29 protein-coding genes are annotated in these 20,217 nt (G+C 41.5%); 21 read left to right on the top strand and 8 right to left on the bottom strand.

Translation table 11 applies throughout. The features are described 5' to 3' along the window. Positions 1–121 precede the first annotated feature (121 nt). From exbB to A2530_RS03665, 6 genes are all read left to right on the top strand, one after another. The gene (gene exbB, locus A2530_RS03690) at positions 122–553 is read left to right on the top strand and encodes a TonB-system energizer ExbB (protein ID WP_294885794.1); all 432 of its coding nucleotides are present in this window, start codon (positions 122–124) and stop codon (positions 551–553) included. Then, on the top strand, positions 531–908 hold the full coding sequence (locus tag A2530_RS03685; protein WP_294885793.1) for a biopolymer transporter ExbD: 378 nt from the start codon (positions 531–533) through the stop codon (positions 906–908). Before exbB ends, A2530_RS03685 begins: the two co-directional genes overlap by 23 nt. Continuing rightward, positions 905–1,033 (top strand): hemin uptake protein HemP, encoded by a 129-nt coding sequence (gene hemP, locus A2530_RS03680; protein ID WP_294885791.1) that lies wholly within the window; start codon positions 905–907, stop codon positions 1,031–1,033. The genes A2530_RS03685 and hemP overlap by 4 nt, the downstream gene beginning before the upstream one ends. Positions 1,034–1,041: 8 nt before the next feature. After that, positions 1,042–1,761, top strand: coding sequence for an energy transducer TonB (locus tag A2530_RS03675; RefSeq protein ID WP_294885789.1), 720 nt, complete (start codon positions 1,042–1,044; stop codon positions 1,759–1,761). 89 nt (positions 1,762–1,850) lie between these two features. After that, the gene (locus A2530_RS03670; protein ID WP_294885787.1) at positions 1,851–3,914 is read left to right on the top strand and encodes a TonB-dependent receptor; all 2,064 of its coding nucleotides are present in this window, start codon (positions 1,851–1,853) and stop codon (positions 3,912–3,914) included. Positions 3,915–3,930: 16 nt separating this feature from the next. Beyond that, positions 3,931–4,140: a ferritin-like domain-containing protein gene (locus tag A2530_RS03665; protein WP_294885785.1), complete on the top strand. Its 210-nt coding sequence runs from the start codon at positions 3,931–3,933 to the stop codon at positions 4,138–4,140. Between the two features lie 389 nt (positions 4,141–4,529). Here A2530_RS03665 and A2530_RS03660 read toward each other — a convergent pair whose 3' ends face one another. Together A2530_RS03660 and A2530_RS03655 are read right to left on the bottom strand one after the other, a co-directional pair. Then, positions 4,530–5,183 (bottom strand): thermonuclease family protein, encoded by a 654-nt coding sequence (locus tag A2530_RS03660; protein WP_294885783.1) that lies wholly within the window; start codon positions 5,181–5,183, stop codon positions 4,530–4,532. Beyond that, the gene (locus A2530_RS03655; RefSeq protein WP_294885782.1) at positions 5,161–5,826 is read right to left on the bottom strand and encodes a S24 family peptidase; all 666 of its coding nucleotides are present in this window, start codon (positions 5,824–5,826) and stop codon (positions 5,161–5,163) included. The genes A2530_RS03660 and A2530_RS03655 overlap by 23 nt, the downstream gene beginning before the upstream one ends. 345 nt (positions 5,827–6,171) lie before the next feature. On the opposite strand from A2530_RS03655, the gene A2530_RS03650 reads away from it, so the two are divergent. The 15 genes from A2530_RS03650 (at position 6,172) to A2530_RS03580 (ending at position 15,091) form a co-directional block, all read left to right on the top strand. Continuing rightward, a complete protein-coding gene (locus A2530_RS03650) occupies positions 6,172–6,444 on the top strand; it encodes a hypothetical protein (protein WP_294885780.1) in 273 nt (90 codons plus the stop codon). A gap of 17 nt (positions 6,445–6,461) precedes the next feature. After that, positions 6,462–8,513: a DDE-type integrase/transposase/recombinase gene (locus tag A2530_RS03645; RefSeq protein ID WP_294891467.1), complete on the top strand. Its 2,052-nt coding sequence runs from the start codon at positions 6,462–6,464 to the stop codon at positions 8,511–8,513. 58 nt (positions 8,514–8,571) lie between these two features. Further along, entirely contained in the window at positions 8,572–9,510 is a 939-nt protein-coding gene (locus A2530_RS03640; RefSeq protein WP_294891465.1) for an AAA family ATPase, read from the top strand. 98 nt (positions 9,511–9,608) lie between these two features. Further along, positions 9,609–9,824, top strand: coding sequence for a hypothetical protein (locus A2530_RS03635; RefSeq protein ID WP_294891464.1), 216 nt, complete (start codon positions 9,609–9,611; stop codon positions 9,822–9,824). A 252-nt stretch (positions 9,825–10,076) separates the two neighbouring features. After that, the gene (locus A2530_RS03630; RefSeq protein ID WP_294891462.1) at positions 10,077–10,487 is read left to right on the top strand and encodes a hypothetical protein; all 411 of its coding nucleotides are present in this window, start codon (positions 10,077–10,079) and stop codon (positions 10,485–10,487) included. Position 10,488: 1 nt separating this feature from the next. Next, entirely contained in the window at positions 10,489–10,914 is a 426-nt protein-coding gene (locus A2530_RS03625) for a hypothetical protein (protein WP_294891460.1), read from the top strand. Between the two features lie 99 nt (positions 10,915–11,013). Further along, on the top strand, positions 11,014–11,205 hold the full coding sequence (locus A2530_RS03620) for a hypothetical protein (protein ID WP_294891458.1): 192 nt from the start codon (positions 11,014–11,016) through the stop codon (positions 11,203–11,205). After that, positions 11,177–11,449: a hypothetical protein gene (locus tag A2530_RS03615; RefSeq protein WP_294891456.1), complete on the top strand. Its 273-nt coding sequence runs from the start codon at positions 11,177–11,179 to the stop codon at positions 11,447–11,449. The genes A2530_RS03620 and A2530_RS03615 overlap by 29 nt, the downstream gene beginning before the upstream one ends. After that, a complete protein-coding gene (locus A2530_RS03610; protein WP_294891454.1) occupies positions 11,446–12,357 on the top strand; it encodes an AAA family ATPase in 912 nt (303 codons plus the stop codon). The genes A2530_RS03615 and A2530_RS03610 overlap by 4 nt, the downstream gene beginning before the upstream one ends. 86 nt (positions 12,358–12,443) lie before the next feature. Then, positions 12,444–12,908: a phage protein GemA/Gp16 family protein gene (locus tag A2530_RS03605; RefSeq protein ID WP_294891452.1), complete on the top strand. Its 465-nt coding sequence runs from the start codon at positions 12,444–12,446 to the stop codon at positions 12,906–12,908. An 81-nt stretch (positions 12,909–12,989) separates the two neighbouring features. Next, positions 12,990–13,268: a Mor transcription activator family protein gene (locus A2530_RS03600; RefSeq protein ID WP_294891450.1), complete on the top strand. Its 279-nt coding sequence runs from the start codon at positions 12,990–12,992 to the stop codon at positions 13,266–13,268. A gap of 98 nt (positions 13,269–13,366) precedes the next feature. After that, positions 13,367–13,786 (top strand): hypothetical protein, encoded by a 420-nt coding sequence (locus tag A2530_RS03595; RefSeq protein ID WP_294891448.1) that lies wholly within the window; start codon positions 13,367–13,369, stop codon positions 13,784–13,786. Next, complete coding sequence (locus tag A2530_RS03590; protein ID WP_294891446.1) at positions 13,783–14,016, top strand: transcriptional regulator; 234 nt, start codon at positions 13,783–13,785, stop codon at positions 14,014–14,016. Before A2530_RS03595 ends, A2530_RS03590 begins: the two co-directional genes overlap by 4 nt. A 168-nt stretch (positions 14,017–14,184) precedes the next feature. Then, positions 14,185–14,877 carry a Rha family transcriptional regulator gene (locus A2530_RS03585; protein ID WP_294891444.1) on the top strand — a complete coding sequence of 231 codons (693 nt, stop codon included), beginning with the start codon at positions 14,185–14,187 and terminating at the stop codon, positions 14,875–14,877. Between the two features lies 1 nt (position 14,878). After that, positions 14,879–15,091 (top strand): hypothetical protein, encoded by a 213-nt coding sequence (locus A2530_RS03580; protein WP_294891442.1) that lies wholly within the window; start codon positions 14,879–14,881, stop codon positions 15,089–15,091. A 17-nt stretch (positions 15,092–15,108) separates the two neighbouring features. Here the strand turns inward: A2530_RS03580 and A2530_RS03575 are convergent, their stop codons facing one another. Genes A2530_RS03575 through A2530_RS03550 form a run of 6 tightly spaced genes read right to left on the bottom strand, consistent with a single transcriptional unit; the run spans position 15,109 to position 20,148 of the window. Continuing rightward, positions 15,109–15,786, bottom strand: coding sequence for a phage minor head protein (locus tag A2530_RS03575; RefSeq protein WP_294891440.1), 678 nt, complete (start codon positions 15,784–15,786; stop codon positions 15,109–15,111). After that, on the bottom strand, positions 15,779–17,164 hold the full coding sequence (locus A2530_RS03570) for a DUF935 family protein (protein WP_294891438.1): 1,386 nt from the start codon (positions 17,162–17,164) through the stop codon (positions 15,779–15,781). Before A2530_RS03570 ends, A2530_RS03575 begins: the two co-directional genes overlap by 8 nt. Next, a complete protein-coding gene (gene terL / locus A2530_RS03565; RefSeq protein ID WP_294891436.1) occupies positions 17,157–18,845 on the bottom strand; it encodes a phage terminase large subunit in 1,689 nt (562 codons plus the stop codon). Before terL ends, A2530_RS03570 begins: the two co-directional genes overlap by 8 nt. Then, entirely contained in the window at positions 18,835–19,323 is a 489-nt protein-coding gene (locus tag A2530_RS03560; RefSeq protein ID WP_294891433.1) for a DUF1804 family protein, read from the bottom strand. Before A2530_RS03560 ends, terL begins: the two co-directional genes overlap by 11 nt. After that, on the bottom strand, positions 19,307–19,741 hold the full coding sequence (locus A2530_RS03555) for a phage virion morphogenesis protein (protein WP_294891432.1): 435 nt from the start codon (positions 19,739–19,741) through the stop codon (positions 19,307–19,309). Before A2530_RS03555 ends, A2530_RS03560 begins: the two co-directional genes overlap by 17 nt. Positions 19,742–19,752: 11 nt before the next feature. Next, positions 19,753–20,148, bottom strand: coding sequence for a phage protein Gp36 family protein (locus tag A2530_RS03550; protein ID WP_294891430.1), 396 nt, complete (start codon positions 20,146–20,148; stop codon positions 19,753–19,755). Positions 20,149–20,217: the final 69 nt, after the last annotated feature.

Here is a 20,217-nt window from a genome sequence, read left to right as displayed (position 1 = left end):
TATTTTACCCAAAAAATAAATCTTTTAATAAAAGTTCAATGATATCTATTATCAAAATCAGAATTGTTTAAGCAGTAAAGTTATATGATTTTGATTGCGATTATCAATAAAGGCAAAAAGTATGGAATATTTAAAAGAGTTTGTAGATTATGTGATACTTGGAACGCTTCTTTTGATGAGCTTTGTATCAATTGCATTGTCATTTGAGAGATATTTTTTTTATAAAAGTATAAATTTAACGGATTATAAAACAAAAAATGAGATAGAAGTTATTTTGACAAACAATCTCTCTACAATCTCTAGTATAGCTTCAAACGCTCCATATGTAGGACTGCTTGGAACCGTTGTAGGGATTATGGTCGTTTTTTACGATATGGGGCAAAATGCTTCGCTTGAGACTTCGGTTGTAGTTATCGGGCTTTCTCTTGCTCTAAAAGCAACGGCACTCGGGCTTTTAGTGGCGATTCCGTCTATGATGCTCTATAGTGCATTTTTACGAAAGAGTGATATTTTATTTGCAAAGTGGGAAGATGAAATCGATAAAGAGATATGAGGGAATAAACGTTGTTCCTTTTATAGATGTACTCCTTGTTTTACTCGCAATAGTATTTGTTATATCAAACTTTATTGCACTCGGTAAGATAGATGTAAATCTTCCGACTTCATCTACAAAAGAGGCAATAAAACAAGTAAAACATAATATAGTCATAACGGAGATGGGAGAGTTTTTTATCAAAGATACTCTTTATACAAAAGATGAGTTTATGTTAAAAATAGCAACATTTTCTAAAGAGGATATTATCACGATAGTCTCGGATAAGAGAGCTGTTTATGAAGATTTTATCTTTGTAGTGGATACATTAAAAGAGAGGGGTCTTGAAAAAATTTCTATGGCGGTAAAGAGATGAAAGATATTATTTTGATAGATTCTTCAGAGATTTTTGCAGATGCAAAAGTTGTTCAGATAATCCACAACTCTCAAGTTTACACGCTTAGAATTACTCGTGATAACAAGCTTATACTTACAAAATAGGAGTTTACATGTTAGTAGCAGACAAAAACAGTATAAACGGTTTTTCTATATCATTTATACTTCATATTTTAGTTGCTTATGTTCTGTTTTATGTTCTAAATAACAAGATGGATTTTCCAAAAGAGAGTAGTGTTAAAGAGATGATAACAATCTCTTTGGGCAGTTTTGAAGAACTAAAAGAGGTTGTTCAAAAGATAGAGATGCCAAAACCTATAGTCCAGAGCATAGTAAAAAATGATAAACCAACGATAGTAAAACCTATAGAGAAAAAAACAGAACAAAAAATAGAGCAAAAAGTACAAGAGATTATCCAAACAAAAGTCGTGGAAGCAGAAAAAAAAGTCGAAGTTACGCAAGAAACTGTAGGTACAAAAGTTGAGCCAAAAGAGGAAGTAGCGAATCAGGTACAACAACATGTAGAACCGACTCCGCAAGTTTTGGAAGCTGAGTTCGTAAAAACAAACTTTCAAAGTATTAGAGATATGGTTTTGGCAAATCTAAAATACCCAAATATTGCCAGAAGAATGGGACAAGCCGGAATAGTTGAGCTTTTATTGGTCATAGATACAAAAGGAAAGCTGGTAGATATCTCGGTGTATAAGTCCTCAGGTCATAAACTTTTAGATAATAGTGCAATAAGTGCGGCAGGTAAGCTGTGCGCTGAGGCACTGCCGATTCCGCAAACGATTTCAAAAGTCACTTTGCCGATTTATTTCGCATTAAACTAAGATAACAATAGCCAGCAAATACGGGATTTTCTCTCCTGTTTTTTTCGTTAGTAGCCAGCCAACATGTTAAAAAATCAGGAAATAAAATTATGAATAAAATAAAAATCAGTGTACTATCAGCGTTAATGCTTAGCGCACAAGTAGCAACGGCGCAGACGGTTGAGCTAGAGAATATTACTATTACTACCGCTACTAAAACCCAAAAAAATATAGACGGGGTATCGGCATCGGTTGAAGTAATAACCAAAGAGGATATAGAAAAGATGGGAGCGCAGTCTTTAAAGGACATTATAGAGTACTCTCCCTCTTTTGTTATGCAGTACGGCAGATTTCCGCATCCGAGTTCAAAATCTAAAAGTTCTGTCTCTATCCGCGGAGTGGGGGCTAACGGGACACTTTTTTTGATTGACGGCAAGCGAATATCGGGTGAGACCGAGAGTCCCTACGAGATGGACAGGATACCTGCTTCAATGATAGAGAGAATTGAGGTGGTAAAGGGTTCTATGTCCACGCTTTACGGCTCAGATGCCACGGGCGGAGTTATAAATATCATCACAAAAAAGCCAAAAGATTCTCAGTTCATATCACTTGATATAAGAGGCGGCATGAACGATAAAGGCGATAATGAAACTAGCTCCGCTAATCTAAGCTATTTCGGCAAGAAAGATAAACTCGGATACGGTTTTTACGCAAGCATGCAAAGCAGCAGACCGTATGAAGAGAGAGAAAGTTATACTCAGTCGGTACTTAACCCATCAAATAACAATCCCATCCCTACCGATGCAGAGTTTGGCAAGAGCGGCGATGCGGATGTGGCATACCGTGATGATGCCAAAGTATATAGCGTTGGAGCGAAGCTCTCTTATGAGCTTACCCAAAAGTTAAAAGCAGGGCTGGATTTGAACTTTTTTAAAGAAGACAGAGAAGGAGCGTATCTAGGGTCTGCAAAAGCGCCCAGACCGCTTGGCACTCCGTCCGCAGTTCTTGTTACAAATACGCCCGTAAAATCCGTTGACGATAATCAAAGAATAGACGGGTCTGTTGATGTTGAGTATTTGGCAAGCGATGATTTAACGACAAAGTTTAGAGTCTATAACTCATACTATGAAAAAAGAAATGAAACAACGCCTATAAATTTTGCAGGTCCGGTAAATAAAAAATTTAGTGCAAATGTTGATATAGCAGGATATGAGGCTGTAGCAAACTATGCCGGTATAGAGGACCATCTCATAACATTCGGTGCAGACTACAGAAACGAAAAGAGAGAGAGTGCGGCTATAAATCCTAATCCTGCAAGTGAAGAGTTTATAACAAAAAAAGTGGATTACATATCCGCATATATTCAAGATGAGTGGCAAATTACCGACACGCTCTCTACGATATTGGGTGCAAGATATGACGATATAAGCAATGCCGATTCTAAAGTCACTCTAAAGGCAGGCATGGTTAAAAATATATCAAAAATGCTAAACCTAAGAGCTAACTATGCGGAAGGTTATCGTGCTCCCGATATAGCAGAACTTTATGTAGTTAGCCCTCAACCGGGAAAACAGCCGAGATACGGTGCGGAGGTGGTTATAGCAGGCGTAAAAGATGCCAATACCCTAAATCCGGAGTTTGTGCGCAGCTATGAAATCGGAGCAAACGGAAGAAGCGGTAAGTTTAGTTATGATATAGCGTTATTTTTTAATGATATAAAAGATAAAATAGAACTCGAGCTTGTCGATAACAAATACTACACGTCTTTAAACAAAACCAGCGTCGAGACAAAGGGAGCCGAACTCTCTTTGGGGTATAGACTAAGCCCAGAGATTGATACAAAGCTAAACTGGCTTGAGCTGAGAACAGAAGATAAAAACACGGGTGGAGACTTGTTGTTTAATCCCGATAGAAATATAGCGGTTTCAATTAACTATATGCCTATTGAGAGTTTCTCGGTTATGTTTACGTTAAGACATGTGGCACAACAGTATATCAGCACGAGCGAGAAGGCGGATGAGTATATGCTGGCAAATCTAAGTGTTTCAAAGGAGTTAAGCAAAGATATAGAGCTATACGGAGGAGTAAACAATCTTTTTGACAAAGAGGTAGCCAAAGAGCTAGGCTCAAATGCAGGTGTTTACTATTTTGCAGGTGTGAGAGCACACTTTTAATATTTAAAGGATATTTATGTTGACACAAAAAATGATTCAAAGACTTAACGAGCAGGTAAATCTGGAGATGTACTCCTCAAATATATATCTTGCTATGAGCGCTTGGTGCGCAAACAAAGGGCTGCACGGAAGTGCAAAATTTTTAAAGGATCACTCTCAAGAAGAGTTAAGCCATGCTTATAAGCTTTTTGATTATATCAATGAAACAGGTGCTGTAAGGGGGTAGATGAAATGATAGTGCCAAATATTTTGCGCTTACCTTTTTGAAGCCCCATTTTTAGGGCGTTTGTTTGAAGTTGTAGTTTATTTTATCTGCAAATTTTAGGACGCTTTTTTTCCTACCACTCCCAAAAGCCGTTTGTTTCTCCCAAAAGCTCACTCAAAAGCGATACTTTTTCCAATGTATAAAGAGCCTTTAAACGCCGTATAAAGCGATTTTAAACGGTATTTTATAGCTCATCCCGCCGTGATGGAAAATAGGCGGAATTTTAGAGCGTATGATGAGGTGATGTGAAATTGCAAAGAATAGAGAAAGACACATCATTTTTTAGAGAAAGACACATTTTATAAAAAGAAAGACACATCAAGAAAGACACATTTTGCCGTTTAAAATTTTTATCGACAAAGCGACTCGCACGGAGTACCGTCTTTGTCTTTGTCAAGAGCAGACACGCCACACTCCTCAAGATAAAATCTCGCCTCGGCACATGTTGTCATTTGCTTACATGTACGCTTTGAGCCACACTCTTTTTTTGATGAGGTCTTTTGAGCTGTTGGCTTTGAGTCTTGTTTGGCTGATTTTTTGCCTTTGCGGTACTCCCACGGAGGTGTCGGCTCCGAGATACTCCATAAACCCTCTTTTGACGCTTTTGCCTCTGCCTCTGCTTTGAAGTATCGCTGGTCTGATGCGTACTGACGATAAACCCATGCTAAGCCCTCTTTGACTTGCTGAAGATTTGCCTCGGTTCCCTCACAATATACAATCGCAACGCTTCTTTGGTATCTGTCTGTCGTTTCGACTTTGGCTTTGGCTTCTTTGCCGTAGCACATTCGGGAGAGGCTTTGTTTTGATGCACTGCCAAAGTCTTGAGTGCTTTCGGGTGCGTCTATCTGAGCGAGACGGATTTTGTGTTGTGTCTTTGAGCTGTCGAGAATGGTGAGCGTGTCGCCGTCGTGAACTCCGACAACCTTGCCGGTGATGTCTGCTCCATATAAAGATGAAAGAAGAGCTACGAAAAGCAGTGTTTTAGAAAGGACGGAATTTTGCACGGACGACTCCTATTATATTAATGTATTGAAGCTCATCATCTTTGAGCATGATGTCTTCGTAGCTTTTGTTTGTTGAGATGAGCTTGACCCATTTTTGGAACGGGTCACGGAGGAGTCTCTTGACATAGACTTCGCCGTTGACATTTGCGATCACTATCTCATTGTTTCTCGCTTCATCGGTACGCTCGACGATGACATACTCTCCGTTTGATATGAACGGCTCCATGCTGTCGCCTTGGACTCCTATGATGTCAAGATTTTTAAAGACTTTGAGTCCGAGGATGTTTGAGAGGAATGAGCGGCTTATCTCAAGCGGCTCGGGAAGCTCATCGCCATTGATGCAACCATAGCCAGCGGCAGCAGTAGTGTCGTGGTAAAAGTTTATTGTAACGATGTCGTCACTGTAGGTTTTAATCATATTTTTATGCTCATTTACATCAGGCTCTTTCCCTGTCAATAAATATTCAAGAGAGATACCTTCATTTTTTGAAAGTAAGTCAAGTCTCTTTGTTGGTATGTTGTCTCTATTCTTCCAAGTGTCGAGCGTGCCGTATGGTATGCCCCACTTTTCGCATAGTTCTTTATCCGTAAAAACGCCAAAATGCTTTCTTATCCTCTCAAGGATACTTTCAATTCTTTTCATTTTTCCCTCCAAACTACTTGACAATACTTTCAAAACACATTATAATTACTGCAATATATGAGGCAATTATATCAGAAATGACAGTAATTTACTCTAAATATTGTGTTTTTTTACAATCTGCGGTGTGCTTATGCTTAAAACTACGACCAGCACCGCCATTTTTGAATGTAAATACTTTCAAAAATGATGTCAAAAGATTAGGACTGGGGATAGAGTGCCTAATTGCCGATGCCCACACTAAAGCCGCTCCTTTGAGAGCAGCTTCACTGTGGACATCTGTTTGCTCCAAAACCTCCATTTGTGGGCGGTTTTGGTGTGAATAAAACACACGAAAGGATAAGAGAGATGAAAGAAATGCCGGACATGAGACAGTATTTTATTGATAACTGCATCAATTTTGCGGCTTTTGCACGAAAACACGAACTCGACGAAACGATACTCTCAAAAGTGCTCAGCGGAAAGCTGAAAGGTGAGAGAGACCGTGGAGGCGAAGACGGACGAACTGCAAAAGTAGTCAAGGTTCTTTGGGAACTTGGGATTTGGAAAGGCGAGAAGCCGAAAATATTACAAAAAATCGAAAATGACGAGCGGGGGGGTAACACCTCTAACGCACTCTAACTAAAGGAGCGTTGCCCGTGTATGTAGAAACGAAAATCGCATCGGTAGTGTATGGAGTAACATTGTCGGCTATTAAAAATGCCGTTCAACGCAACTCTGACAAATACAACTATCGCTACATCGACGGTGTGGGCAGAGGCGGCAAAAAATTACTTATCAAAGTTGACGAGGTCGAGCTTGCAGTCGCAATCGACAAAGGCGAACTTGAGGAGTCAATCACTATTTATGAAGAGCTGCCCGAGGGCGGTCTTGGAGAGGTAGCTTGGAATGACTTTAACGGCGAACAGGAAGAGCCTGAGATAAAAACGGCAAAACCTAAAGCAGACAAAGAGGTCAAATACTTTGAGCTTGACGAAGAGCAAAAGCGAGAGGCTACTGAGCGTCTGCGAATACTCAAAGACTGGGATGAGTACAGAAAAGAGGGAGTAGCGACCTCGAAATTTTGCGATAACAAAAACCGCTTCGATCCTACACTAAAGCTCAGCGAGCAAAAGTTGTATCGCTGGCAGAGAGACTATAAAGAAAAAGGGATTGTCGGCTTGGCTGATATGAGAGGCAAGGCAAGAGCGGGTAAGACAACGCTCAAGCCTTGGATGCAAGACTTTGTGTTAGCACAATTCAGAGCCTTTGGAGCTGGAGGTATCAACTATCTCCAGTTATGGGATGCGTTGCATGAGGAGGCAGCTCGCAAAGGCGAGTGCGATTATATCAAGTTCATCAAAAAAGAGCAAAAGCCTCTTTGCGACTACGGCACCATCAAACGCTTTATCGACAACTACTATAAAAACAATCGGCTTGAGTATGTGATGGTCACGCTGGGCGAAGATAAAGCAAAAAGCTACTTGCAACCTGCAATGGGCAATCAAAAAGAGCTCATCATCAGACGCAATCAGTGCTGGCAAGTTGACTCATCGCCTCTTGACGCAATGGTACGAGATGGAGATAACGGGACTGCCTTTAGACCAAACATCCTCTCAATCGTGGATGTGTTCAGCGGTCGAAGCGTGATGAGCTTGGAGCGAACATCAAACGCTCTCTCACTTGTCCGCTTGCTATGGAAAGCGTTGGAGAAATTTGGAAAGCCTGAGTACATCAAAGGTGACAACGGAAAAGACTATCTATCCAAACAGTTTCAAGAGCTGCTGAGCGGTCTTGGTATCGACTACGACAGAGCGATTGCTTATGCCGGTGATGAGAAAGGATTTGTTGAGAGACACTTCCGAACGGTTCAGCATAGCGGTATCAGCTTTACACCAGGATACATCGGAAACAGCTTGGCAAAGCGTGAGATGATAGAGCAGAGAACGCCAAAGCGAGACCGAAAAGCAAAAGACCAGTTCGGGAATGTGAAAAAGACAAACCAGCTGCACCTTTTGACATTTGAGCAAATGAAGATGAGGCTTGACACTGAGGTTGCCAAATGGGACATCATGCGTATCAGACGCAAAAATGAGTCTCCGATGGATAGATGGAACTCGGACGATACGGCAATCAGAAAAGTCGCTTACGAAGAGTTCATCTTGTATGCGGGTGGAGCCGACATCAGAACGGTCGCTAAAAAAGGTATCGAATACGAAGCGTTGCGCTTTGTTGGAGACTCACTGCCTCCGGTCGGTACCAAAGTGGTATGCAGAGCAAACATCGACAACGCTCAAGAGATATTTGTTTTCTCGCTCACTGGAGATTTTATCTGCCGAGCCTACGACAAAGAGATTGCTCTTATGTCAGCAGAGCAGTACAAGGCGGTCAAAAAGGTTTTCAAAGAGGAGATGCGTCAAGTCAGAGGCGTTATCAAATCAGCGGAGTTCAGTGCATTTACACGGCTTGCAATCGAGGAGGACTTCGAGCGTATGCTGGAGGAGCACAAAGAGTCGCTTAAACCTCAGAAAATCGAAGCGGTCAATAGTGATGTCGTCGCAGATGTCAGAGAGAAGCTTCGAGAGCAAAGAGAGGTTGACAGCATAAAAGAGCGTGTCTTTGACATAGACGGGGTGATGATGCCAAACAGCGAAAAGCGAAACAAGCTGAGCTGGGACAGCGTCATCGAGCGAGCGGTCAATTGGAGTTGAATTAACAGACTCTCCCACGGGAGGGTCGCTTAATCCAACAATAAAAAGGAGAAAGATTATGGATTTACAAAGTCAGATTTTGGAGTTTTTAGAAGCTCAGGGGATTAGTCAAAATAGGTTCGCAAAGACAATCGGAGTTAATCCGGCTTATTTGAGTGGGTATATGCAGCAAGGAGATGATTACCAGTACAAAGATAAAGTCATCGCCCCTGCTAAAACATACATCGCAAATTATATCGAAAAGACAAGTAAAAGAAAAGAGGCAGAGCTTGAATTTGTGATGACAAGAGACGCAAAAAGCGTCTTTGCGGTTATCGAATGGGCGGTGATGGATGAGGATATGGCGGTCATCGTAGGTAAAGCCGGAACTGGCAAGAGTCGAACGCTCAGGGAGTTTGCAAAAAATCATCCTGAGTCCATCTTGATTGAAGCAACCATCAGCACCACGGCAAGAGACCTTTTCAAAAAGATTGCTGAGCTGCTTGGCTCTCAATACAAAGGAAGCCTCGACCTCACGGTGCGAGAGTGCGCTTCGATACTTCAAAAAAGCGAGAAGTTTATCATCATCGATGAGGCAGAGCACTTGCCTTATCGGGCTTTGGAGCTGCTTCGACGGATGTATGACTTCTCAAAAAGTCCTTTGATACTTGCCGGAACCAAAAAGCTCATCAAAAACCTCACCGGTGGCGAGAGTGATTATGACGAATATGAGCAGCTCAGCTCAAGAGTCGGCGGCAAGTGGATACTTCAAGGACTCACTTATGCAAAAGAGAGCGAGGGCAAAGTCGTTGAGATAGACGATGACCTCAAGGCGGTCTGCAAGCTCTTTGGAATAAACGACATTGCGACAGCGAAAACAATCAAACAGTTCACAAAAGGGAACTTCAGAAAAACAGAAAAGCTGCTCAAGCGTTCTGAGAGACTGGCAAAAAGCTACGGCACGGAGATCACAAAAGATGTTATCGAGACTGCGGTCGAGATGTTACTGCTGAGATAGGAGGCGAATATGTTGTTTGAATTTGGTTTGGTTGTTGCGGGATTTGTCGTTGGGTGGGTCTCCTGTGAAATTTACATCGTTTTTAAAAAGGATAGAAGATGGTAAAAAATCAAGCATACGGTCTTTTGAGACTTGTTGAAGAGAGTGATAGTTTTGAGTGTAGTTTCATAGGAAATTTAAACGACAAACTAAAGACGGCTTTGGTACTACTTGAAGAGATTAACGAAGAGGAAGAGATATCGACGGCTTCAATCCTAACTAGTGTCAGAACCGCAAAAAGAGCTTTGTCTCAAGCTGTAAAAAGAGCCCAATAAACATTGTTAAAGCCCATTTACGGTGGGCTTTATGGAGTGTTTACACCCAAAGTATATAGAAAAAGGAGAAAAATGGGATTAAAAATTGTCAAAAAAAACAAAAGCAACCTTACAGTGCAACTTCGATACGGCTTCGTATGCGCAGACAGCATGGCAATCAAATACAACCTAAAGGAGAAACAAAATGGCAAGTATAGATAAAAAGTTGGCACAACCGCCAAAGCCTAAGAAAAAAAACAAAAAGGAGAAAAAGTGATAATAAAAATAGGGAAAAAGAGTTTTGGAAGCGATAAAAAAGAGGCTATCAGGGCAGTTGAGGACTTTTATGACATCAAAAAAGAGATGGATATCCTCTATGAAAAACTCAAAGAGCATAAAGAGGTGATTATCACTTATGCCAAAGAGGCTCTTGATGGAAGCGACAATGCGACGGTGACTTTTGAGGAGGGCTCAAAATCTATAAAAGTTTCTTTCGGATGGGACATCAAGATAGAAGATGAGGCAAAGCTTAAAGAGATTTTAGGTGAAAGGTTTGATGTTCTCGTTAAGACTGAGACGGTTTTAAAACCAGAAAGAAGACTTAAAGAGATGGCAGTAGAAGATGACGGTTTAAAACTTTGTCTTAGCGTGAAAGAGAAAACACCTACGCTAACGGTGATTTAACATGCCAAAGTTTGGAGAAACATCAAGGAGTCGTCTTGACACATGTCACCCCGATTTGCAAAGAATTTGCGAGAGAGTTATTACGGTGTTTGATTTCAGCGTCCTTGAGGGCGAAAGAACATTAGAGCTACAACAAAAGTATTTCAAAGAGGGTAAGAGCAAGCTTGACGGTGTAAGCCAAAAGAGTAAGCATCAAAGCAAGCCGAGCAACGCCGTTGACATTGCGCCTTATCCGATTGATTTCAACGAAAAAGAGAAAGCCCGAGCACGGTTCTATCATCTTGCCGGTTATATGTTTATGGCGGCAGCTCAGCTCAAAGCCGATGGTGTTATCACCCATGAGCTCAGATGGGGCGGTGACTGGGATAGCGACAAAGATTTTGCAGACCAAAACTTTGACGACTTACCACACTTCGAGCTTGCATAAGTTTAAAAGCCCGTTTAACACTGTTTAAACGGGCATTAAAACGCTTTTTAAAGTCTCCAAATTGCTTGGCGACTTTCAAGATCGTTTATAGGAGAGAGAATGGATTTAGGAAAATTAACTGATGAACAAAAAAAAGGTCTCGGAGAGCCGAACGCAAGATTTTTAACCGCAAAAGAAAAAATAGGTCTTTTTAGGCTCATGTCAAAAGTGATTTTAAGCTCGGGAGGACAAAGTGCTACATCCGCAAACACAAGATGCGACAATGAACGAAGCATACAAAAATCTAAGTGAACATATTGGGAAGTTTGCGGACTTTGATGCTTTTTATAGATATTTTTTAACAGTAGTCAAAACAGACGACCAATCTAAAATAAACAAATGGCTTTTAAAAGTTCTTTTTGTGCTTTTGAAACAAAATCAAAATCACAAACACGACTTTGACAAGCTGTGTGAGATCGTTGATATGCAAAAGAGAGAAGATCTTATGAGTTGGCTCAAAGAGAGTCTAAAAAAAGCTATGGAGGCTAAAAAGTGAATAATGTTTTTGAATATCTGCAAACGCTCAAGCTGCAAGACACTCATTTTAATGCAGAGGTTGAGTTTTTAATCCCCGACTTTTTGCCAAAAAAGCTCATAACAATGTATTACGCAGACGGAGGCAACGGCAAGAGCTGGCTTGCTCAAGCGATTACAAATCATTTGCTTGATGAAAAAAAGGTCGCAATGTTGACTTATATCGACTTCGACAATCCGGTGAGCATCTTGAAAGACCGGAATATTTATGATCTACTCATCAAGAAGCATAAAAATCTAAATTATATCCAACGCTCAACACTCAACATGCCGCCGTTTGACTTGCTCTTAAAGCTTGAAGAGCATGCCTATAATGGAGCTTATGAAGATTGTGTTTTTATGATTGACAGTTTGCGAAATGTGGTTGACATCATGCACGACGGCAAGGTGATGAGAGTGATGGATGCCCTGATGAATATCAGGGAAGCCGGAGCAACAATCGTACTTTTGCATCACAGTAACAAAGACGGTCGAAACTATCAAGGCTCAAACAACATCAGAAACTCTATCGACTGTATGTATAGACTCGATAAGAGACCGAGTCAAGAGAATGAGATTAATTTTTTGCTTGAAGTGCAAAAAGAGCGTGCCGGTATCAAAGACCGTGCGTTTTGTGTCAAGACGAAAGAGCTGAGCCTGCAAGAGATGGATTTTGATATTGCTTGCATGAACGAGTATGAGCTTGAGTTTGTCGAGAAAGTTAAAAAGGCTTTGATGCTTTACAAAGAGGGCTTGAATAAAACCGAGCTGCTTGAGAATACTGGTCACAAAAAAGATGATAAGACGGCGAGAGACACGCTAGATAAGTTCACCGACAAGTTTTGGAAGTCCAAAAAAGCGGGTAACAAATATGTTTATAGTTTGGGTTGATACAACCTTTACAACTTCTACAACTTGCAAGTTGTAAAGGTTGTAGATGTTGTATGCCCCTCAGCTACAACTTGGAAGGATAAGAGATGACAGCAAAACAAAAAGAGCTTAAAAAGCACCTTATCAAGGTGTGTCATACGCTCAAAAGAGACAAGTTCCCCGATGATGATATACGCAAAGATTATCTCTTCGTGACCTACGGCAAAACATCAACGAGTGAGCTGAGTATTGACCAGCTCAAAGAGTTTGCAATTTTCCTCGGTTATGGAAGAGCAGCTTATGAGAAAAAGCCTTTTATCAAAGATAAGAGCCAGATGTCAGTGCAAAACGCAACCCAAAGTCAGATTGATACTATCGAGGGCGTTTGGTTTAGGATTGCTAGAGAGCCGAGCGATTTTGCGCTAAGAAACTACATTCACAGAATAACTGGCATGAGACCGCTTTATTTGCGCTTTTTAAGTCGCACGGATGCGGGGAAAGTCATAACTGGTCTTTTGAAAATGCAAGAGGATTGGAATAAGAAAAGAGAAGAAAAGAACGAGCAGAGTTGAGCCTACTCGTTCATGTTCGCTTATGGAGTTGAGGGTCGAACTCGAACAACCCAAAAATTATAGCACAAAAAGGGGTTAATCGTGGTTACAACCGTGGAGCTATTTGAACAGTTTTTCCAAAAAATCAAAGAGTGCGACTCTATAACCGACATTTACAAAGAGTTTGGTGGCAGTTCTATTTATGTGCCTTCTTATAAGTCCGTATGCAGAAACAAAGAGATATTGAACGAATACGAAGCCTTAATTAAAGAGGGAGCTCAAGGAAGCGGCATTATCCGTCGTCTCGCCTCAAAATATGACTTGTCTGTCTCTCAAATATACGCTATTACAAAAGACATCAGAGAGCCTTCACTTTTTTAACACCAAAAAGGCTCTTTGTGGTTGCCGAGATTAAGGCGATTGCGGTCGCTTTAACTTGTCAATTGCAAAATTTAGGTAAAATAAAGGAGAAAAAAAGGATGGCACGATTGAAAAATATAGAATTGTTTGATTTGTATGTCGGTAAGACATTTGTGAAGCTTTATGAGAGCTTCCCTCTAAGATGTGAACTTGATATTTGTGAAATGACAGATAAAGAGTTCGACGAAGAGACTCTCAAGACACCAAAAGAGTGTGATATATACAGAGATACCGTGATTTGGTTAAGCGAGAGCGGGTATATCAACTATGATGCACAACATGAGTATGGCTTTAGAGGTGTAGTTTTAAGTGCAAAAGGACTGGAATTACTCAAGGCAATACCTGAAAGCATGCAAAGAAAAACAGGCATAGGCGAAAAGCTCTCTTTCATAGCCAAAAATGGCGGAGACGAAGCCCTAAAGCAAACCGTCAATGCTATGCTGAGCATGGGGCTTAAAATGTTTGGAGGTGTGCAGTGAGTGAAAATATTATAAAACTTACATGTAAAGAGCTGGGGATGACCTATCGTCAGCTTGGCGATGCGGTAGGGTATAGTGAAGGGGCTATTAAAAATGCCGCACTTGCTCCAGAAACAAGTCCATCTATGCAAAAAGCCATAGAGCTTTATCTTGAAACTATCGAACTTAAAAACAAACTGCAAGCCTCCGAAAACTTCAAACAACACCTCAAAGACTTTCTTCAAGAGTAGTTTATGGATTTCAAATCCATAAACTACTTATCTATCTTCCTAATTTATGACTTCAATTATTTTAAAATTCCTAAAATATGCTTTTAACTATTGACAAAAGAAATAAAACAGGATAATATTACGCCCAATTAGTCCTAAAATGTGACTAAATAAAAAACAGGAGTGATAATGGAACTTATCCAAATTAGAAACGAGGTGGCTGTAGTTAGTCATAGAGTGATTGCAGAGCGTACGGAGATACAAGAAAAATCTGTATCAAGAATTGTCAGAAATCATATTGCTGATTTTGAGGAATTTGGAGGGGTTGGATTTGAAATCCATACCTTGCAAACAAACGGAGGTGCTCAAGAGGCAAAGACATATTACCTCAATGAGCAACAAGCAACACTTTTAATGACTTTTCTTCAAAACTCCCCAGTCGTGAAAAATTTCAAAAAAGCACTTGTCAAAGCATTTTATCAGCTTAAAGCCAAAAATGCAATGATGAGTGAGTCTCAGCCTCTTTGGCTCATCAGTAAAGCGTTAGAGACGATGATGTCTCAGCAGACAACTATTTTGGCACTTCTTGAGCAAAAGCTCCGTGATGAGCCTGTGGTAAACAGAGAGTTTATCTACATCGACAAACCCACTTCTCGTATGCAACACCATAGGCTTAGCAATGAAGAGAAGTTTATCGCTAAAGTGGTCAAAGCTCTTGAAAATGAAGAGGGCATCACGCAAGGCGAACTGCTCCGCCGTGTGGGCAAGATAAAAGCCGACAAAACGGCGATAAACTGGTTAAGAGGGTATGATGGCATTTACTGGAGAGCCAATGTGCTAAGCGGCACGACATTTAGCTACTCTCTTATCAAGGAGGTGTGAGATGGGCGTTATACTTCAAACAAGCGAGAGCTTAAAAAAAATCAACCTCAAGATGGATGTACTGGCTGAAGCGGCACTGCGTATCAAAGAGAACGACTTAGCGATAGACTATTGCGACTTTTCCAAAGGCATAGGTCTTATCCTCGAAGACATCTGCGTAGAACTAGCCCAGGTGCAAAAAGTGCTAGATGAGACAAGTGTGCGGATGGCTTAACTACTAGCTTGGAGCCTTCACTTTTTTAATAGGCTCCAAGCGTCCGCTTTTGCTTTTTCAGTCTTACGCAATGCTTGAGCTGATAACTCACTTAACTTCTTATCATACGATTTTCCTGCGTTGTAATTCCAACCATCATCCGCAAATCCTACCTTAGCCACATCCGGCGTTACTCCAAACTTTTTGGCTTTGCTCTCTGTTATGGCATACGCCTGACAGCGACAGTTGAACCCGTTTGGAGGATAAAAACTATCCCAAAACTTATCATCTATCGGCAAAACCTTACCGTGCATCATTGCGTGTGATGGACGAGTGTGATTGTCTAAAATTGCAGAGTACCTCAAATAAGGAAAGTCCTCTTTTGTCTCTTGCATTTGCTTCCATGTGCCGATTGACTTTGCTTGGTGCATATTGGTCTGATAAACTGTCTTGACCCTAAAATCACTCCAGCCCTTTTGCTTCCAAATCTCCTTTGTCTGCTTTTTCCATTCCGCAAACCCCTGACCATCTTCCAATGCCTTTTTGATAGAACCAAACACAAACTCAAGCTCTGAGCTCTTGGTGAGTTCGCTGACTGTAAAAGCGAAGACCTTTGCGTCTTGCTCAAGAGCTGCAAACTCTTCGGGTGACAAGAGCAGCTTTTTTACAAAGTATTCAATCGCCTCATCGGGAGTGATTTTGCCAAAGTTAATCATCTTTGCTCATCCCATAAAGCTCAGAGATAAGGATTGCTTGCTCTATGGTCTTTTGATCCACATTCTCAAGTGAGTCCAGCGCATCAAGCAAATCCTCAAAGCTCCCCGACTTATCAAGCAGCTCGATAAAGTTTGACTTGCTCAAGCTTGCATTTTCGAGAAACGATGAGACGAGTTCGTCAAATAGTATGGCTCTTGCCGCTGCTTTCTGCTCGTCTGTATCTGTTTTATTCGCTATTAAATGGGCTTTAAACGGTGTTTTATTTGCCGTTACCGTTTCTTGTTGCTGCATCTCTTCGACCGTGATATTGTAGGTCGCTTCGATGTATTCTTTTGTTGGTCGGTATCCCATATCAAAGATAGTCTTGTCTCTCGTTGCAAGCTCAGTGTGTGGATCATCTTCATCTTTGAGCATTGCATACATTTCGTCAGTGATACCGTTGACCTCTTTGAAATAGCCTATTGCACGATTTAAGACATGCTCAAGTATCTTTCGGTCTGCATTTGCCAAGTCCTCTCTGATTTCATTGTGAACCTGAGTAGCTGCCAAAGAGCCTGAGCTTACATTGCCGGTTAAGTTGCCTCCGAGTATGGCACGGTTGATTTGTGAGTCACAATAATCAATGAGCTTGTCAAAGTCGCCTTTGTTTGAGCTTGGATGTATGAGCTCTATCTTTTCATCAGGGTCGATGACTGCCGTGTCACCGCTGAGCATTGCGTTAATCTCGTTTGCGAGTTCGTCCGCATCAGAGTCGGTCTTGCCTATTGCCCACGGGCTACCAAACTTCTCAAGGAACCTAACCCAAAACTCCATCGAAGCGTTTTTGAGTTTAACCGGAAAATAAATCTTTGCAATTGTGCCGTCGCCGTATGGTTTATTGAAGCGTTTGCGGTATGTAGCTGTGATTATTTTATACTCAGGTATATCATAGAGCATGCCTTGGTTTCTCCACTTCAAAACGCCCTCGCTGTCATACACAAAGGTGCGATAATCTCTTTGGATGAGTTCCGGCAAGTAAAGTCCGTCTTTGAGTTTCCAGTTGATTTCAAAGACATTAAAACCGTACATGTAAGTGTCGAGAATTTGAGAAATGACATCCGGTGTGAATACCTCCTCAAGAGCTGCTATGTGTTTATCATTTTTGCTGACAATCTGAAGCTCTTTTTTTTCGGTTACGCTTTTGCGGCTTTCGTCTGCTTGAGAGACGCTTAAGTCCCTGATGATTTTATCCATCTGCTCGTCGGTTAGCCCTCCGATTATAGATGAAGTGTCAATCGAAAAAAGCTGCTCGACGAGACTATTGTTTGAACTTACAAGTCTGCTCTTCTTGTTTGCATCGACTTTATTTGAGAAAAATCCCTTAAACATCTTAATCATCCATCACTCCTGGTCGTTTTCTAATTATGCGGTTTGTCCGTTTTTTCTTTTTATTCTTGCTCTTTTCGAGCTTGCTGAGCTTATAGGCTCCATGTAAACTATCGGGTGCGTCATCGTGCTCTCCTTCAGGAAACTCCTCAAGCTGCTCAATGAGAAGCGTGTGGCTCTTATGGAATAGTATCTCTGCGTTTTCAATCGGAAGCTCAAGCTCCTCAATCCTCGCCTCTTTGTTTTGACAATTGTTAATCCCTCTGAGCGGTAAGTGTACTCCGGCATCAAATGCCGCCTCAAGCATCCAGCCCTTGAGGAAAAATTGACCGCCGTTTGTCTCAACACCGATAATCTTGCAGCGGTAGAGCTGCTGAAGCTTGATGACGGTGTTGATGATTTCTCTTGCTGGCATAACTTTGACTTTGCTCTCAAGAATATAGCCTTTGCGTTCACTGTCTTTTATTCCAAGGACAGTGATTGCCGTGTAGTCGCTTTTCTTTTTCTCTCCAGCTGGGTCAACCCACATAACATGGCGGTCGCATTTTGGAGCAGTGAGGTAAAAGTGCATATTCTCTTTTTTGAACTTTTGAGCCTCACTAAGAGGATTATTCATCTGCTCTTTGTTGAAAGCTTTGGGGTTTTCTGCTCTGATTTGCATAAGCTTATTGATCGGGAGAGCTTCTTTCCAAAGAACCTCTGCACCCTCGTCCATTTCGGTTTTATGCTTGAGATAGAAAGCCTCTGCCTCATGCGTCCCCATGTTTTTGTAAAGAAAGCCGTATCTATCCCATAAGTCCATGCGCTTTGGAAAAGTGATAACGGACTGAAACTTTTTAGGGTTCCAAAACTGGAGCTTGAGCTTTCGTGCGAGTACGCTGTCTCGGTGTAGAATGGTTCCGATGTAAAGAATATCCATCGACCTATCGGCTGAGCCTAAGTTCAAGACTGCTTCGTCCAGCCACTCTTCAAGCTTGTCTCTTTGAGGTTTGCTTCTTACATTTGTGTCGTTCTCAAGGTCGTCAAGGATTGTGAGGTCGGGTCGATATACGCCGAACTTCACACCTCTGAGCCTTTTGCCACTACCAAATGCCTTGAACTTGACACCGTTACGAGTGACAAACTCTCCAACTTTCCAACTAGTGCCTATACCGCAGACATCAGGAAAGTCAGCTTTGAGGTTTTCGTTGTCCTCAAGCTCGACCTTGATTGCCTCAAGGTTTCCCTCGACCAGTTCGACTGCGTCTGAGATTTCGACAATAAAGCGTTTCTTTTTGTATGTCGCACACCATAGTGGGAAGAGCTGCGAAACATAAGTAGTCTTTGCATGTCCCCTTGGTGCAGCTATGGCGTTCTTGGTTCCCTCAAGCGTTGTTGTAATCTCGACAAACTTTTCCTCAAGGTATTCGTGAAGAGCATTTTTGCCAGGTATGCTGAAATAATGTGGGAAGTATGTTCTTGACCAAAACTCAAAGTCATGCTCACCTCTTGCAACACGCTCATCTCTTGTTTTTGGGTCAAGGGTGGCGTTGCATAGGATTTGAGCTCTCAGCTCCTCTTTGAGGTCATCCAACCAATCAACAAAATCTTTGCGTGTCAGCTTTCGGATAGTCTTCTCATCCTTGCCGTCAAGCTCATAGCTGAGTCGTGTCTCATCTAAGAACGAGCCCAGCTCTTCTTTACTAAACAACATCAATCGTTCCTAAGCTGTCGGTAAATTCTTTGCTGCCAAGCATGTCAACCATCTTCTCAATGCACTTTTTGTCGCCGGTATTTTTAAACTCTCCGACGATCAGCTGCACAACTCTTTTTGCGATTGCGAGTTTATAGCTCTCAGGGTCTTCAAAACTTGCCACTTTTTTCATTTTGGCAAATGAGTCTCCGAGCTGAGAGAGTGCTGATGCTTTCTCGTTTGCTTTTAGACTGGACTCATTTATCTCTTTGACTGCGAGATACATTTGCTCGATGAAGTTTTGATAAATCACGACTTTGTCATCGCCACGCTTATTCAGATAACCGGCAGCTCTGAGCTCATCCCAATCACCGTCTAGGCTTTTGTAGTTTTTGATAGTCTTTACATTCTTTGACAATATCTGAGCGATTTTGTCGATGTCAAAGCCTTTTAAGTAAAGCTCTTTTGCGAGCTCTTTTGTGTTAGTTGTTGGTGCCAAAATGTTTCCTTAGTTGGTTTGTTAGAATTTCGGTTATTTCCTCATAGTCGTCTTTGTTGATGCCTAAAAACGCTCTTGCTGGCATCTTCTTTGTGCCGAACTGATGGAAGACTCCGTAATTGACTGATGCACCTATCTTTACAAATCCTTTGCCATCGATGTAAGTTACCCTTTTGAGCTGTCCGGTTTCGCCGTGCAGTATTTTTCTGCCTTGAGTCTTCTTTGTCTCTACCTTTCGACGCTTCCATTTGTTACCGTCGGGGTCAATCTCATTCTCAAACCGTTCTATCGTTTGACCGACAACTGCTTGACCTATACTCTTGAGAGCTCTTGTAAGTGGAGCATCGCCAAAGCGTCCGAGCATTTCAAGACTGGCATTGAGTTCATCGAGTCCGCTTACTTTTACTTCGAGCGTCATTTAAACACCTCTTAAAGACCAGTTAAATCCAAACGCTGGCTATTGTGGACAAAGCTGCGTTTCTTTTGCACCGGACTCTTTGCACCGCTTGTTGTTACCTCTGTCGGTATTTTCTTTGCCGCCATTTTAAGAAGGAGCGACTCGCACTTCTCTTGAACCTCTTTGATTGACTCTTTCGGAAAGCCGTTGCGCTTTTTTAGCTCAATTACTGTCAGGTCAACGGCGATGTCTTTGAGTAGAGGCGACGGGTTTGAAGGTATAGTGATAAAAGAGCTAATAAAAGAGATAGTGTCTTGCATACAGTCGTCAATGATGCTTTGGTCAATCTCGCCAGTCGCATTAACATCGCTAAGCTGTAAAAGCTCTTTTTGAGATACCTCTTTTAGTAGGTCTTCGTTAGTTATCATCTTAGTCCTTTGTGTAGTACCGTTTAAATGCCGTTTAAAATCGCCGTAAATCGTTTAAAATCTTTTTTT

Source organism: Sulfurimonas sp. RIFOXYD2_FULL_34_21 (assembly GCF_001830805.1).
Lineage (GTDB): Bacteria > Campylobacterota > Campylobacteria > Campylobacterales > Sulfurimonadaceae > Sulfurimonas.
Note: the sequence above shows the minus strand (reverse complement) of the source record. Positions and strands in the feature narration are given on the sequence as shown.